Origin of the sequence: Pseudoalteromonas sp. MIP2626, from assembly GCF_013414205.1 — a bacterium.
Classification (GTDB): domain Bacteria; phylum Pseudomonadota; class Gammaproteobacteria; order Enterobacterales; family Alteromonadaceae; genus Pseudoalteromonas; species Pseudoalteromonas nigrifaciens.
In genome coordinates this window covers 389,878-405,789 of the sequence record NZ_JAATTW010000001.1, presented here as the reverse complement: position 1 = coordinate 405,789, position 15,912 = coordinate 389,878, and the positions used below count along the sequence as shown (strand labels likewise).

Here is a 15,912-nt window from a genome sequence, read left to right as displayed (position 1 = left end):
CTAGAGGCCTAGGACACCGCCCTTTCACGGCGGTAACAGGGGTTCGAATCCCCTTGGGGACGCCACTTACTTATTTTTAATAGGGAAGTGCAGTGTTATTAAGAAAGCTTGCCTGAAACAAGTCTAAAAATTCAGTTGTCCTAGTGACACATTTATGTGTCCCCATCGTCTAGAGGCCTAGGACACCGCCCTTTCACGGCGGTAACAGGGGTTCGAATCCCCTTGGGGACGCCACTTACTTATTTTAATAGGGAGTGCAGTGTTATCAGAATAAAGCTACAAATTAATATCCTCATTTCATACTTCATTTTTATATCAATCTATTTACACTTAGTTACAAAACCAAACCTATAATCGCTCCATATTCCTTGTTGTACTTTTAATTAGTCTTTAAACTCATTGAGTTAATTTAAATATGGACTAAAAAATGAAACTCACAAAAATTGCACTTGCTGTTTTACTTGCATCAGGGTTAGTTGCATGTAATAGCTCAACTCAAGCTGTTGATAAAAATATTATTACAGAAGCATCAATCCCAGGCGTTACACTTATTGAATTAGTGAAATCAAACGCAGGTGAAATCAACATACCGTATAAAAAATATAAACTAGATAACGGTTTAACTGTAATTGTGCATGAGGATCATTCAGATCCCTTAGTACATGTAGATGTAACTTACCATGTTGGTTCTGCACGCGAAGAGTTGGGTAAGTCAGGCTTTGCTCACTTTTTTGAGCATATGATGTTTCAAGGCTCAGAGAATGTTGCTGATGAAGAGCATTTTAAAATAATCTCTGAAGCAGGTGGTACTTTAAATGGTACAACTAACTCAGATAGAACAAATTATTTTGAAACAGTACCAGTAAATCAACTAGAAAAAATGTTGTGGCTAGAAGCCGATCGAATGGGCTTTTTACTCGATGCTGTAACCCAAGAAAAATTTGAAGTACAACGCGAAACGGTAAAAAATGAGCGCGGTCAACGTGTTGATAATCGTCCCTATGGTCGCTTAGGTGAGCGTATAGCACAAGCAATGTACCCAGATGGGCATCCGTATTCTTGGCCTGTAATTGGTTTTATGGATGATTTAAATCGCGTAAACGTGAATGACTTAAAAGCATTCTTTTTAAAGTGGTATGGTCCTAATAATGCAACGCTTACTATTGGTGGCGATATCAACGCTAATGAAATACTGCCATTAGTTACTAAATACTTTGCACCAATTCCAAAAGGCCCTGAAATCCCTACAGTAGAAAAAACAGCTGTAACACTCAATGCTGATAGATATATTTCAATGGAAGATAAGGTACATTTACCTTTATTAAGTATGAGTTTCCCAACTACTTACGCTCGCTCTGAAGATGAAGCACCACTGGATATACTTGCAGAAATATTAGGTGGGGGGAACAATTCATTACTATACAAAAATCTAGTTAAAAACCAGCTTGCAGTTCAAGCAAGTGCAAACCATCCATGCCAAGAGTTAGCGTGTTCAATTAGTATTTATGCTTTACCTAATCCAACAGCAGGAAAAACGTTAGCTGATATGGAAAAAATCATTCGTGATTCATTTGTAGAATTTGAAAAACGTGGTGTTACACAAGACGATTTAGATAAAGTAAAAGCTAAAATAGAATCAGGTGCTATTTTTGGTCTGCAAAGTGTATCAGGAAAAGTCTCTCAACTAGCCGCATCTGAAACGTTTACAGGTAACCCAAACTCAGCTAAAGATGAAATTACACGTTATAACAAGGTTACAAAAGCCGATGTTATGCGTGTTTTTAATCAATATATCAAAGGTAAACCTGCCGTTATTATGAGTGTTGTGCCAGAAGGGCAAACTCAGCTAATAGCAGCTCCAGATAATTTCACACCTAAAACGCATGATTTTGGTGGCCCGTCTACAACCTCTGCTGATGATTTAGTAGCGAGAAGAGCTGTTGATACGTTTGATCGAAGTGTACATCCAGTAGCAGGTACAAATCCTGCTGTGGATGTGCCTGCACTTTGGCAAGCTAATACTGCAAACGGTATTAAAATATTAGGTACTCAAAGTACAGAAACGCCAACGACTGCTATTTTCATTAAAGTTCCGGGTGGCTTGTATAATGAACAAGCGAGTAAAGTGGGTTTATCGTCAATGACCGCATCGTTAATGAGTGAGGCTACGCAAAACTACACCACAGAGCAAATGAGTAACGCGCTTGAAAAGTTGGGTAGCCAAGTAAGCATATACACTGATAAAACACATACAAATGTATATGTTTCTAGCTTAACTAAAAATCTAGATGCAACATTAAAGCTTGTAGAAGAAAAGTTATTTAAACCGGCATTTAATGCAGATGACTTTGAGCGTAATAAAAAGCAAATCATTCAAAATATTCAACATTCAATGAAGGATGCTGGGTATTTAGCCTCTAATACGTATAGCAAATTACTATACGGAAATAACATAGCTTCACTACCAGGTAGTGGTACTGTTGAAAGTATAGAAGCCATTACGCTCGATGATGTTAAAGCTTTTTATAATGCAAATTTTAAACCGCAGGGTGCTCAAGTTATTATTGTTTCTGATTTAAAAGAATCAACAATTGAACCTAAAATTAAAGCGGCACTTACAAACTGGCAGGGCAAAGGTTCAAGCGTTGATTTGGATTTTTCTGAGCCAAAAGTACAAACAAACGTAATTTATCTTGTAGATAAACCTGGCGCACCGCAATCAGAAATTCGTATTGGTAAGCGTGGCATGGTTGAAGATATTACCGGTGAGTTTTTTAAAGCTAATTTAATGAACTTTGCACTGGGTGGCACGTTTAACAGTCGTATTAATCTAAATTTACGCGAAGATAAAGGCTACACTTATGGTGCTCGCTCTCATTTTTGGGGTGATAAAATATCTGGTGGCTTTACTGCCTCTGCAGCAGTAAGAGCAGATTCGACTGCTGCGTCTATTACAGAGTTTACCAACGAGCTTAATAATTATGCTCAAAATGGTGTAACAGACGAAGAGCTTATGTTTATGCGCAAAGCTATTAATCAAAAAGATGCGCTTAAATACGAAACACCTAATGCAAAACTTGGCTTTTTAGCACAAATATTAGAGTTTGATTTAAAACCTAGCTTTGTAAAAGAAAGAAATGAAATTGTTAGTAGTATCAGCAAAGGAGAAGTTAACGCCTTAGCTAAAAAACATTTAAACACTAAAGAGATGGTTTATTTAGTTGTTGGTGATGCCAAAACATTGCGCCCTGAGCTTGAAAAGTTAGGCATGCAGGTGATTGATTACAGTTTATAACTGTTAAGATTAATCGATTAAAAACAAAAAGCCGCTAAAAGCGGCTTTTTTGTTCTATTCAGTGCCAATAAAGCTGTTAATAGCTATTATAAATATAAACGTCCAACTCATTAGGAGGTTATATATGGCAAGTGGATGGGCACGAGAAGGTGCAGTTCAAGATCAAATAGACGCAAGTGTTAACGATGCTGTTCAGTACGCTCGCAGTAATTTGGCTTCAGGCTCAAGTGCTGAGTTGTGCGAAGAATGTGATGCTGCTATCCCTCAAGCGCGTAGATTGGCGTTACCCGGTGTTCGCTATTGCGTTACATGCCAGCAAGCAATAGAAGGTAAGAGCGCAACAGCAGGAGCTTTTAATCGCCGAGGTAGTAAAGACAGTCAACTGCGCTAAAAAAGGTGCTAAAGCACCTTTTTTAATTTAAAAATACTTGTTTAGATACAAATTTAAAAACGAGTCATATCTTCTTTTTTCTGAATAAGCTCAATTGCATAGCCATCGGGGTCTTTTACAAAAGCAATTTCAGTGCTGCCGCCTTTTACCGGGCCAGGCTCACGACTCACATTACCACCGGCTGCTTTAATATCGGCGCAGGTTTGGTAAATATCGTCAAACTCAATTGCAATATGTCCATAAGCATTGCCTAAGTCGTAACTGTCTTGATCCCAGTTATAGGTTAGCTCTAATACCGTATTGTCTTTTTCGTCTCCGTAACCAACAAAGGCTAAGGTATAACGATATTCTTCGTTATCTGCACGGCGTAACTCTTTCATCCCAAGTACTTTGGTATAAAATTCGATTGATTTTTCTAAATCAGCAACACGTAACATAGTGTGTAATAAACGCATTTAAGCACCCTTGGATTGTCTTTAAATTTAAAAATACTGTTACAACATGGCTAAGGCTGCGCAAAATAGCGCTTATTATAAAAGTAAGCTAAAACTCATTTTTATAATATATCTCCTGTTTGCTTAGCAACTACTTTGGCAATACACAAAGTAAAGCACTGCAATTTGAGACTCAAAATATAATTGTGTATTCAGCGCAGGCCTCAAAATATAACAGTAGTAAGTCTTGATGCACATTCTATGGCTTTCATATAGATTTGCAATACATCTAGGTTGCACAACCTCTTAAACAACTTCACTATGGCATTTATTTAGCGTGCAGAATCTAATTGCTCTGTTTCTACTAAGGCGCAAGCTTAGTTGAGGTATTAAAAGCAATAAAAACACCTGGTGAAGCTTAAAGTAGGTACAGGTACAGTCATAAATACAGCTATACTAGAGCAAGTATGTGCAGTGGGTACCGATTTTATAGGTACAACTGCTACTTAACCAAAATCACTCAGCGAACTTGTTAACTGTAATGTGCCTGTATTACCCGATGTTTTTAATACCGTGATATTATGGCGTTAAAATACAGCTTTGATGAGCAAAAACACTTTGCGCCATCTTTGTGTGATGGTATTGATTTTTTATCGGCTGTATTTTTTTGCTCTGTTAGTTTTTGCCGTAACAGGCGTTGCTAAAAAGGGTGAGTAGAGCAACAAAACTGGCGAGCAATTACAGATGCTTGTATAAAAGCTTTAAAACAGTAAGGAACCAATAATGAATTATTTAGCTACAACTATTCAACCCGGCGTTATAGTTGGCGATGAAGTTAGTGCGGTATATAAGCATGCCCGTACAAATCAATATGCATTACCTGCAGTTAACGTTGTTAGTACCTCGTCTATAAATGCAACTCTTGAAGCCGCGCAAACAATGAAGTCACCGGTTATCATTCAACTTTCAAATGGTGGAGCGCAGTTTTTTTGTGGTAAGGGCCTGTCGCTACCTGAGCACCAAGGGGCTGTACTTGGCGCGGTTAGTGCTGCTAAGTATGTTCATTCTGTTGCTAAGCATTATGGTGTAGCGGTTATGCTGCATACCGATCATGCTTCAAAAAAATTACTACCTTGGATTGATGGTTTATTAGATGAAGGCGAGCAGCATTTTGCACTTACTGGCAAGCCGCTTTTTAGTTCGCACATGATCGATCTTTCAGAAGAATCTTTAGAAGAAAACATTGAAATATGTGAACGTTACTTAGCGCGCATGGCAAAAATAGGCATGACCCTGGAAATTGAACTAGGGTGTACCGGTGGTGAAGAAGACGGGGTAGATAACTCACATCTCGATAGCTCTGCGCTTTATACTCAACCAGAAGATGTAGCTTACGCTTACGAGCGCTTAAGTCGTATTAGTCCAAACTTTATTATAGCGGCGTCATTTGGCAATGTTCATGGGGTATATAAACCGGGTAATGTTGTGCTTACTCCTACTATATTAAAAGACTCACAGGCCTATGTAGCAAAACAATTTGGCTTAGAGCATAACGCAATCAATTTTGTGTTTCATGGCGGTAGTGGCTCTGAGTACGATAAAATTGCAGAGTCGTTAACATACGGCGTAGTAAAAATGAATATCGATACAGATACGCAGTGGGCGTGTTGGAACGGTATTTTAAGTTATTACCAAGACAAACAAGCGTATTTACAAGGGCAAATTGGTAACCCAGATGGGGACGACAAGCCTAATAAAAAATATTATGACCCTCGCGTATGGCTTCGTCATACAGAGCAACATATGGCTGCAAGACTAGAGCAGTGTTTTAACGATCTAAATTGTGTAAATCGGTACAGCTCATAAAAATAGCTTGTTAGTAAGCTAAGCAGAGTTACCAGGTGTTTTAGGCTCAACAGATCTGTTGAGCCTTTTAATATTAATAACACTATTTTCTATGGCTAAATTATTTACTCGCTAAATAAAATACAGCTAAGCATTAAAATAGTAATTCAAAAATTATCTCAATAACGCTTTATACAGCAGCAATGCCTAGCGACACTGCTGCCCAGTATAAAGACTATAACCAAAAAATGCCTTACTTCTTAACCTTGCCTTTAAGAACATAGATCTCGCCATCGAAGCTTCCCTGAATCGTCAATCCTTGTCCCGCTAACTCTTTGAGATACTCAATATGATCTTCAGTGATATGCTGCCCCGGAACCAACAGTGGGATGCCAGGTGGATATGGCGTAACTAAACCGGCACAAATGCGGTTGTTGCTTTTGCTAATAGGCACAGATTCACGCTCACCATAAAAAGCATCGCTTGGAATACAAGCTAGGTCAATGGCAGGCAAATTCTCCGGCAAGCGGGAGCGACGCGTCGATGTTGAGAGCTTCACCTTACCGCTGTCGAGTTTTTTTAATGCATTGTACAGACGAATGATCTTCGAGCGTGTGCCTCCAAGCGTAAGTAAAACCAAGATAGTGCTGTGGGTGTATTTTTCTATTTCTAGCCCAATTTCATCCAGCAGGAATTTATGAATATCCTTTAATGAATAAGGCAATTGACTAATATCGATGAGAATTTTTAGTGGATCATGGCCCATATTGTCTCCGCTAAAATGCGGGAATATTTCCATAAAGTCTTGCTTACCAAGCACTTTAATATGGTTGAGCGAGGCCATTTGTTGTTTAAATTCTTCCACATGTTTTAACAAGGCATTGAGCAGCTTATAGCCTTCCATTTCTAACTGCTTTTGGCACACGTCAAGCGACGCTATAAGCTGATACTTCGGCGATGTGCTGGCGTAAATACTGTAAATCTCTCGAAAAAAATCGGCATCAAAATCAGGATCGTTAATATGAATATAAGACGCCTGAGAAAACGCCGATACCACTTTATGCGCAGAATGGGTGATATAGTCAGCCCCAGCATGAATGGCAGAATAATAGCGTAAGCTGGGATGAAAAAGGGAGTAAGCAAACCACGCTTCGTCAATAAACACTTTAATACCATGTTGATGGGCAAAAGCTACCACTTGTTTCAGATCGCTAAGTAAGCCATCGTAAGTGCAACCAGTGAGAACCAGCAATTTTGCATCGGTATTTTGCTCGATCGCCTGCTTTATGTCGGCCAACGAAGGTGGCGCAAAAATCCCATATTTAGGATTTAAAATACTCGATAAATAAATAGGAAAACTAGCTGATTGCAATATGCCATAGTGCACAGACTTATGACAATTTCGATCGATGATTACTTTATCGCCCTTGCGCAGCAGGGTCTGTAAAATGATTTTATTTGAGGTAGATGAACCGTTCGTAACGAAATAGGTATGCTTAACTTCAAACGTTGCCGCTGCTGATTCTTGAGCACGGCCAATGGTATTGGTACTGTCTGACAATGAACCTAACGAATCGACTGAAACCGACAGGTCGCCAACAAATACATTGCGGCCATAAAACTGATAAAAATCTTTGATATAAGGAGAGTTTCTAAAGCTAGAACCGCCGCTATGGCCAGGCGTGTGCCATGAATCGTTTGCTTCGCCAACATAACGGCGATATGCCGTCCAGAATGGGGTTTCTCCTCGATCATCGAAGTCGTTGATCATATAACCTAAAATTGCTTCAGGGTCAGAAATCACCTCATCTTTAAAAAAGAAAGACTCAATTTCCCCCGACTCGTTGACTATTTCTAACCCTTTAGTGTCGTCGCCGATAACATATACAGGCAACTCGATACGGATCCCTTTTAACTGCTCGATAAAGCGACTATATGTTCGCTCGCCCTTGTTGTGTACATCCCAACTGAGAACAACAGCTTGAATATCACCATCTTCCTCTACATATTCCAACGCTTGCTTCAGATCAAGACATTCAATTATGTCGATATGAACATCATTTCGCTCAAAGTTAGGGATCGTTTTCGACAGATTCGTAGAAAGCTCTTGCAAGATGATAGGGTCTTGTTCAATTAACAAGATACGAAGTAAAGGTAACATAGGCGTTTTCGCAATAAAATTTCATAATGTTTAGTAGCATAACCAAAGGATTGATACTTGTGAAATTAATAGTTTGAAAATGCGCCAATAATTACGCAAAATCACGAATAAATAGATTTTATTTAAATTGACTTACAAGGTATGAAAAATCAAAGGTGACTAAAGTCAGGCACCTACTTTAATAAACAAAAAGTAATACTGGAATGCGCATTAATTATTGAGTTGAAGTAGCTCATATCTGACTTACAGCTATGAGCGAGAAGCGGACAGTGATAAATTTATGATGTATGAATTCAAGATTTGCCCCCCATTGGTCACATTGATTTTCAGGACACTGTGGTTTTTCCTAACAAAAACCCATGAATTAAATTATTGTAAATAGTGTAAGAGCCGTATAACAAGTCACTCCACTCGGATAAATTACTCGCTTCGCTCCCAATTTACCGGTGAGCAAAGCGTTATGTGCTTTTTACTAAAGTAAGGTAGTTTCATTTACAATATCAGAACCTTATTCTTAATAAACGGTTTGGTTTTTTCCGTTACCTTTTGCTTTATATAAATTCATATCAGCCTCCTTGATGGCAGCATCCAGTGTTTCCGTTATTAATATTTCTTTAATACCGGCACTAATCGTAAAATATACTGTTTTATTATCAATAACCATCGGTGATGACTTCAGTGTATTATGAATTTTTTCAACCAATTTGAACGCGCCCTCTTTATTTGTGTTCTCTAAAACAATTAAAAACTCTTCACCGCCCCAACGTGAAACTATATCGCTGCTACGACACGTTTTATTGAAAATATTAGCTATATATTTAAGTGCTTCATCGCCGACCTGATGCCCATACTGATCGTTTGTTTTTTTAAAGTCATCAATATCAACAAGAATGATTGCAACACCATCCTTATCATTTTTCGCAATAGCGCTTTTAGAAGCTAGTTCTTTCATAGCGTGTCGTCGGTTAGGTAAATTTGTTAAAGGGTCTGTTGTTGCTAGTTCTTCATTTTTTTTAGCTAATAAAGTTAATTTTTTGATATGTGTTTCTCTAAATAATTCATAAAAGCCACTTAACAATGCCACTATGGCAAAAGAAAAGGTAATTCTTAATACATATTTAGGTGAGCTATAGTCATAAAAATCCAAATAACTATTTAAAGTAAAAGCAAGTATGACACCAATGATAAACACAATAATATTAATTATGCCTACCCTTAATCCACTGATGAAAAAAGTTACCGGTGAAACAATAAATATCCAAATAGGGCCTGTTCCATCAACTCCACCTGTAACAACCAAATAAAACATTAAAATATAGAGGGTGTATAAAATTATTGCAGCGGATACTTGTTCTTTTTCAGGAGTAAACAACGGAGAAATAAATAGCAAGGAAGAGGCAAAAAACAAAGACGATATTAGAAGAATAAAAAATAATAAATATTCTGTATTTAAAAAAGCGATAACCGACATTAAAGCTGTTGTTATAAGCCCAACAATGGCGAATAATTTAAGTATAAATTTTCGTTCCGATAAAGCTGAGTAGATTTCAAGATTGCTTATCATATTCTTATCCCTTTTGACAATATATAATTCCATTTTTTACTTTGCGTGAAAACATTGAGCTAATCAATTTAGTACATGAATCGGCGCTAAATATCGCACGATGAAAGCGCTTACATTTAATGTATATTAAATAGATCTATTCGAATTGACCAGAATATAATAAGCTAAAATAAATTATGGAAGTTGCTTCTGTTCCGACCTGAAATAGGTTGACGGTTTTAATTAAAGACTAGTAGTTTTTGCTCCTGGCCTTTTTTGTGCACTTTGCTTGGGGTTTTCATTCCCAAACTTAAATGTGGTCGTATTCCATTGTATATGAATATCGATTCTACAACGAGTTGCTTTAAATCTTCAATATTACGACATTTATACAATAAACATTCTTGTTTCAATATACCATTAATTCTCTCTGCCAGTGCATTTTGATAGCAATCATCAGCTGAGGGTAATACCACTATTATCCAACACTGTTTGATAAACCTGTGAACAATATTGTAACCCTCTATCTGAATGATGAATAACGCGGTAAGTCGGGCTGTTTCTAGTAAACTCATCATTTTTTTCGGATGGCGTGGCTTCGCTACTTATCCGGCTACCCTGTACAGTAACGTTAAAAGGTAGGTTGGTTAAGCCGAAGGCGCCACCCAACAAAGTTTCAGATTCACGCCTTGAAGGCCCGTTAATGGCACACATGGGACTGTCAGATTTAATCGAGTCTTATTAGCTGCTTTTTATTCTTCGGTCTTTTCTTTAAATTCACATAAATCTTCGATGATACAACTGCCACACTTAGGTTTGCGCGCCACGCAAGTATAACGCCCGTGCAATATAAGCCAGTGGTGTACATCAACCTTAAATTCTTTAGGGACTACTTTTTCAAGCTTTTGCTCAACGGCTACAACATCTTTACCCATGGCGAGTTTAGTACGGTTAGAAACACGAAATATATGCGTGTCTACGGCGATTACAGGCCAGCCAAAGGCTGTGTTGAGTACTACGTTTGCGGTTTTTCGGCCAACGCCAGGTAGGGCTTCTAGTGCTTCTCGGTTTTCGGGAACTATGCTGTTGTGTTCATCCACCAAAATTTGGCACATTTTATAAACGTTTGCCGCTTTAGAATTAAATAAGCCGATGGTTTTTATATAATCTCGAAGTGTATCGTGCCCTAAATCTAAAATGGCTTGTGGTGTGTTAGCCACAGGGAACAGCTTTCGAGTGGCTTTATTAACGCCTACATCGGTTGCTTGCGCTGAGAGCGTTACAGCGACAAGTAACTCAAACGGGCTTGAGTATTCAAGCTCGGTTTCTGGGTGCGGGTTATCATCGCGTAAGCGAGTAAGAATTTGGTGGCGTTTTTCTTTATTCATATTACTTAAGCGCACACCTTATTAATGTGCGCTTTTCCTATTAAGTTAAGCTAGTAACACGAGCACGAGGGCCTTTTTCAGGCTCTGGTGGGGTAACTTGTTTTGACTTTATTTGTGCGTCAATTACATTTTTAGCGGCAATAAGTAGCCCAAGACCTAAAAAGGCACCCGGTGGTAAAATTGCGAGTAAAAATTGATTATCAAAGCTAAATACTTCAATGCGCAGGCTTTGCGCCCAAGGGCCAAGTAACAAGTCGGCGGCATCAAATAAAGTGCCTTGCCCAATTAGCTCTCGCATTGCGCCTAAAACAACAAGCACAATCATAAAGCCCAAACCCATCATTAGCCCATCAAACGCTGATAAGTGAACTGGGTTTTTAGACGCGTATGCTTCAGCGCGACCAATAATGGCGCAGTTAGTAACAATTAACGGAATAAAAATACCTAACGATTGATAAAGGCCATAGGTATAAGCGTTCATTAATAGCTGCACTATAGTTACAAAGCCAGCAATAATCATAACAAATACCGGTATACGAATATCTTTAGGTACCCAGTTTCGCACTATTGATACACTAATGTTAGAACCTACTAAAACAAGCAGTGTAGCCAGCCCTAAGCCAAGTGCGTTAGTAATTGTAGACGTAACAGCAAGCAGTGGGCAAAGGCCTAATAGCTGTACTAGGGCAGGGTTGTTGACCCACATACCGTCTTTATATAGTGTTTTTAATTCACTCATTTAGTTACCTCTACACATTCGGCATTAGGTGCTGCAAAAATAGCATCAAATTCACTTTGAGCAAATAATACGGCATTTTTTACCGAGCCAACCACAGCGCGAGGTGTAATGGTTGCACCGGTAAATTGATCAAACTGGCCACCGTCTTTTTTAACCGCCCAACGTGCATCGCTACTGCTTTGTACAGTTAACGTTTTAAAGGTAGTGATCCACGGTGATTTTTTAACTTCTACTTTATCGCCAAGCCCAGGGGTTTCTTCGTGCTTAGTGGTACGCACACCGGCAATACTACCGTCACTTAAAACCGCGGTTAGTAAGTTAATATCACCACTGTAACCACTTGGCGTTACGTGCCTTACAATAAGTGCTACAGGTTCATTATTTTTACGGGCACGGTAAACTATTTGATTAGCGTAAGGGCCTAGTCGTTCATCTGAAATAATAACGCAATCTGTTGATAGCTCGTTGTCGTAAGTACTCGGGTCGAGCACTTCTTGTAATTGCGAAGTAAGGTGCAATAGCTCTTGCTCTGCTATTTTATCGGCGGTAAGCATATTAATAGAGGCAACCAGCCCTGTGGTCACTAATGCAAAAGCAGTTAAAATAGCGCCGTTTTTAGCCATAGAGGATAGTATCATTTTGCTGCTCCGTGGCCATAAGTGCGCGGCTGTGTGTAGTAGTCAATTAAGGGAACAGCAATATTGAGCAGTAATACACTAAAAGCAACAGCATCGGGGAAACCACCAAAAGTGCGAATTAAATACACTAATAAGCCAATTGCTGCGCCATAAATTAAGCGCCCTTTATTGGTTGTGGCAGCCGACACCGGATCGGTAGCAATAAAAAATGCAGCCATCATAGTGGCACCACTTAATAGATGAAATATTATACCGGGCTCTGTACCGGGCGCCGCTATATAACCTATGCCACTGCACAGTGCTAAGCTTGCAATAAAACTTACTGGGATATGCCAGTTAATTATTTTTTCTTTTAAAAGGTATAAACCACCGGCTAAAAAGCCTAAGTTAACCCACACCCATCCATGTCCAGCCCACTCATTAAATATCGGCTTTTGCATGCTTTCGGTTACGGTTAAACCATGAGCAATATCTGTTTTAATAGTGTCCAGTGGGGTTGCCATAGTAATGCCATCTATACCTGCACGTACTTGATCTAAACTAAAACCGGTGGCAGTAAAGTCGGTAAAAACAACCTTAAGCTGCTCGGTAAAACCAATCGGAGTATTTAATAACTCGGTAATTGGCATCCACGCGGTCATTTGTACCGGAAACGAAATTAATAATAATACATAAGCGGCCATAGCAGGGTTAAATAAATTAAACCCTAAACCACCATAGAGCTGTTTAACTATAACGATGGCAAATAAACAGCCAATAATAACTATCCACCAAGGAGCTAATGGCGGAATACTTAATGCAAGTAGTACTGCGCTAAGCCACGCACTGCCATCACTTAACGCAGGCCAAACGGGGCGTTTGCGAAGTAGCATTACTGCAGCTTCAAATACACTTACAGCAATCAGCGCTAATATGAGCTGAATAAGCACACCTGTACCAAAAAAGATGAGCTGAGCAATTAGCCCAGGAATACACGCAGCAATAACGCAAAGCATTAATCGGGTTAACGATTTATGGCTATGGCTGTGAGGCGAACTGGCCATGGTTAATTTCACGACTGATCATTTCCTTCTTTTTGAGACTTTTTGGCTTTTGTGCGGGCAATAGCAGCAGCTACTGCGGCTTTTTTCTTGTCATCGTTCGCTTTAGGCTCGTCGGCTTTAGGGCTAGATGCGGCGTCGTTATTCTCAACAGCGCTCGTTACTTGCGCATCATCAGTTGTATTTTCAGCATCGGCTAACGCTTTAGCGGCCTTTTTCGCTTTGGCGCGAGCAATGGCTGCGGCTACAGCAGCTTTTTTGTCATCTACGGGCGCATCGTTTTGCGGTGTATCGTCAGTTGTACTTTCAGCATCGGCTAACGCTTTAGCGGCCTTTTTCGCTTTAGCGCGAGCAATGGCAGCGGCTACAGCTGCTTTTTTGTCATCAACGGGTGCATCGTTTTGCGGCGCATCGTCAGTTGTATTTTCAGCATCGGCTAATGCTTTAGCGGCTTTTTTCGCTTTGGCGCGAGCAATGGCTGCGGCTACAGCAGCTTTTTTGTCATCAACAGGGGCATCGTTTTGCGGTGTATCGTCAGTGGTATTTTCAGCGTCTGCTAGTTGCGCGGCTTTTTTCGCTTTAGCGCGAGCTATGGCAGCGGCTACAGCTGCTTTTTTGTCATCAACAGGTGCATTGTTTTGCGGCGCATCGTCAGTGGCATTTTCAGCGTCTGCTAGTTGTGCGGCTTTTTTCGCTTTAGCGCGAGCAATAGCAGCAGCTACGGCTGATTTTTTATCATCAGGGCTTGCTGGCTCATCACTTTGTGCTTTTTGCTCTTTATATTGTCGAGCTTGTTCTTTACGCAATGCGCGTTCTTTTGCTACTTCGCTATTATCAGGTTCAAGTGCATCGCCTTGTTGCTTTTTAGCTTTAGCACGTGCAATAGCAGCGGCTACGGCTGATTTTTCATCGCTATTAGCTGATTTGCTTTTAACTCTTGCTAAAGCATCGGCTACTTTTTGTTTTTCGTCTGGTGTTTTAACTGCAGGTTTACGTTTATGGCGATTTTGTCGCTCAGCTTGTTCGCGATCAAGGCGCTCTTTTCGCGCATCAAAACGCTCTTTAGCACGATCTGCTTTAATTTTTTCTGCCTGCTGCTCTTTTATTTCTACTTTGGCTACCCGGTAATACTGCACTAGTGGTATTTCACTTGGGCAAACGTAGGCACATGCACCGCATTCTATGCAGTCAAATAAATTATGTTCTTGTAGTTTGTCGTATTCTTTTGACTTAGCAAACCATTGTAATTGCTGAGGTAATAAAGAAGCAGGGCAAGCATCTGCACAGGCGCTACAGCGTATACAGGCTTTTTCTGGACCGGGCTCTGCAAGCTCTTTATGATCGGGCGCAAGTATACAGTTAGTGGTTTTTACCACGCCAATACGAATTGTTGGCAGGGTAAAGCCCATCATTGGGCCGCCCATAATTACTTGTTGTTGTGGTACAGGTGAAAAACCTTGGCAATCGAGCAAGTGCTTTATTTCGCTGCCTAATAAAGCCCATACATTCCCAGGTTTATGAATAGTATTACCCGTTACTGTGACTACGCGCTCAATTAAGGGTTTACCTTCATAAACGGCTTGTTGTATAGCAAATAAAGTACCGGTGTTATGTACCAGTATACCAACATCTGCCGGAATACCATTATTAGGCACTTCGCGATTAGTAAGCAGTTTAATAAGCTGTTTTTCGCCACCAGAGGGGTAAATAGTGGGCACTTTTTGCACCAATATTAAGCTGTTATGCTCCGCTGCTTGTATCATTGCAGCAATCGCTTCTGGTTTGTTGTCCTCTATTCCCACTAGGCATAACGTAGGATTGAGCAGTTGTTGCATTAGCTCAATACCTTGCACAATTTGCTTGGCATGCTCGCGCATTAGCATGTCATCAGCTGTTATATAAGGTTCACACTCAACCGCATTAATAATTAAAAATTCGATAGGTTGCTTGGTATCGGCTTTAACATAAGTTGGAAAACCAGCGCCCCCCATACCACTAATGCCCGCTTGATGAATAATATTAATAAGTTCATCGTGGCTTAGCGTTGCTGGGTTTTTAATTGGGTTAAGCTCGCACCATAAATCTTTACCATCGGGTTCAATAATTACACTCAGCTCAGGCAGGGCAGAAGGGTGCGCCGAAGGCATTAACTTTATGTCGGTTATTGTGCCTGAGGTTGGCGCATGCATAGGCACCGACCAGTTAGCAGTAGGTATGGTTAAAGCTTGGCCTTTTAAAACGTGCTGGCCTTTTTCAACAATAAGTTTACCGTTTGCGCCTATGTGCTGTTTAAGTGCAACTACGAGTTTGTCGGGTAGTGGCAAGCGAGTAATACTGGCACTATTAGAGAGTGATTTTTGTTGTGGTGGGTGAACGCCGCCAGGGAATGGCCAAACGACCCCTTTTTTTATTTGTTCAAGTAACTTATCCACTCAAAC

11 protein-coding genes, 1 tRNA gene and 1 pseudogene are annotated in these 15,912 nt (G+C 40.0%); 4 read left to right on the top strand and 9 right to left on the bottom strand.

The window, feature by feature from the left end; all coding sequences use genetic code 11:
* Positions 1–158 precede the first annotated feature (158 nt).
* The 3 genes from HC000_RS01815 (at position 159) to HC000_RS01805 (ending at position 3,686) form a co-directional block, all read left to right on the top strand.
* A tRNA-Glu gene (locus HC000_RS01815) sits at positions 159–234 on the top strand.
* Positions 235–427: 193 nt separating this feature from the next.
* Positions 428–3,295 carry a pitrilysin family protein gene (locus HC000_RS01810; protein WP_179806772.1) on the top strand — a complete coding sequence of 956 codons (2,868 nt, stop codon included), beginning with the start codon at positions 428–430 and terminating at the stop codon, positions 3,293–3,295.
* Positions 3,296–3,419: 124 nt separating this feature from the next.
* On the top strand, positions 3,420–3,686 hold the full coding sequence (locus HC000_RS01805; protein WP_179806771.1) for a DksA/TraR family C4-type zinc finger protein: 267 nt from the start codon (positions 3,420–3,422) through the stop codon (positions 3,684–3,686).
* 53 nt (positions 3,687–3,739) lie between these two features.
* On the opposite strand, the gene gloA is transcribed toward HC000_RS01805, so the two are convergent.
* Entirely contained in the window at positions 3,740–4,141 is a 402-nt protein-coding gene (gloA, locus tag HC000_RS01800) for a lactoylglutathione lyase (protein ID WP_179806770.1), read from the bottom strand.
* A 762-nt stretch (positions 4,142–4,903) separates the two neighbouring features.
* Between gloA and fbaA the strand changes: the two genes are divergently transcribed.
* Positions 4,904–5,986: a class II fructose-bisphosphate aldolase gene (gene fbaA / locus HC000_RS01795; RefSeq protein WP_179806769.1), complete on the top strand. Its 1,083-nt coding sequence runs from the start codon at positions 4,904–4,906 to the stop codon at positions 5,984–5,986.
* Between the two features lie 232 nt (positions 5,987–6,218).
* Here the strand turns inward: fbaA and HC000_RS01790 are convergent, their stop codons facing one another.
* The 8 genes and pseudogenes from HC000_RS01790 to rsxC all read right to left on the bottom strand — a co-directional run bounded on the left by HC000_RS01790 (position 6,219) and on the right by rsxC (position 15,906).
* Positions 6,219–8,126 carry an aminotransferase class V-fold PLP-dependent enzyme gene (locus HC000_RS01790; protein WP_179806768.1) on the bottom strand — a complete coding sequence of 636 codons (1,908 nt, stop codon included), beginning with the start codon at positions 8,124–8,126 and terminating at the stop codon, positions 6,219–6,221.
* Between the two features lie 514 nt (positions 8,127–8,640).
* A complete protein-coding gene (locus HC000_RS01785) occupies positions 8,641–9,690 on the bottom strand; it encodes a GGDEF domain-containing protein (RefSeq protein ID WP_179806767.1) in 1,050 nt (349 codons plus the stop codon).
* Between the two features lie 218 nt (positions 9,691–9,908).
* Positions 9,909–10,209 (bottom strand): annotated as a pseudogene (locus HC000_RS01780) (integrase core domain-containing protein); the annotation flags it as partial.
* Positions 10,210–10,421: 212 nt separating this feature from the next.
* Entirely contained in the window at positions 10,422–11,057 is a 636-nt protein-coding gene (gene nth / locus HC000_RS01775) for an endonuclease III (RefSeq protein ID WP_041454385.1), read from the bottom strand.
* Between the two features lie 40 nt (positions 11,058–11,097).
* Positions 11,098–11,796 (bottom strand): electron transport complex subunit E, encoded by a 699-nt coding sequence (locus HC000_RS01770; protein ID WP_041454386.1) that lies wholly within the window; start codon positions 11,794–11,796, stop codon positions 11,098–11,100.
* Positions 11,793–12,434: an electron transport complex subunit RsxG gene (gene rsxG, locus HC000_RS01765; protein ID WP_179806766.1), complete on the bottom strand. Its 642-nt coding sequence runs from the start codon at positions 12,432–12,434 to the stop codon at positions 11,793–11,795. Before rsxG ends, HC000_RS01770 begins: the two co-directional genes overlap by 4 nt.
* The gene (rsxD, locus tag HC000_RS01760) at positions 12,431–13,489 is read right to left on the bottom strand and encodes an electron transport complex subunit RsxD (protein WP_179806765.1); all 1,059 of its coding nucleotides are present in this window, start codon (positions 13,487–13,489) and stop codon (positions 12,431–12,433) included. Before rsxD ends, rsxG begins: the two co-directional genes overlap by 4 nt.
* Positions 13,486–15,906 (bottom strand): electron transport complex subunit RsxC, encoded by a 2,421-nt coding sequence (rsxC, locus tag HC000_RS01755; protein ID WP_179806764.1) that lies wholly within the window; start codon positions 15,904–15,906, stop codon positions 13,486–13,488. The genes rsxD and rsxC overlap by 4 nt, the downstream gene beginning before the upstream one ends.
* Positions 15,907–15,912 lie beyond the last annotated feature (6 nt).

Bases quoted from the DNA above. Each gene is read 5' to 3' on its own strand.
- HC000_RS01785 (WP_179806767.1), bottom strand. From the start codon at position 9,690: ATGATAAGCAATCTTGAAATCTACTCAGCTTTATCGGAACGAAAATTT.
- nth (WP_041454385.1), bottom strand. From the start codon at position 11,057: ATGAATAAAGAAAAACGCCACCAAATTCTTACTCGCTTACGCGATGAT.
- HC000_RS01805 (WP_179806771.1), top strand. From the start codon at position 3,420: ATGGCAAGTGGATGGGCACGAGAAGGTGCAGTTCAAGATCAAATAGAC.
- rsxG (WP_179806766.1), bottom strand. From the start codon at position 12,434: ATGATACTATCCTCTATGGCTAAAAACGGCGCTATTTTAACTGCTTTT.
- HC000_RS01770 (WP_041454386.1), bottom strand. From the start codon at position 11,796: ATGAGTGAATTAAAAACACTATATAAAGACGGTATGTGGGTCAACAAC.
- gloA (WP_179806770.1), bottom strand. From the start codon at position 4,141: ATGCGTTTATTACACACTATGTTACGTGTTGCTGATTTAGAAAAATCA.
- HC000_RS01810 (WP_179806772.1), top strand. From the start codon at position 428: ATGAAACTCACAAAAATTGCACTTGCTGTTTTACTTGCATCAGGGTTA.
- HC000_RS01790 (WP_179806768.1), bottom strand. From the start codon at position 8,126: ATGTTACCTTTACTTCGTATCTTGTTAATTGAACAAGACCCTATCATC.
- fbaA (WP_179806769.1), top strand. From the start codon at position 4,904: ATGAATTATTTAGCTACAACTATTCAACCCGGCGTTATAGTTGGCGAT.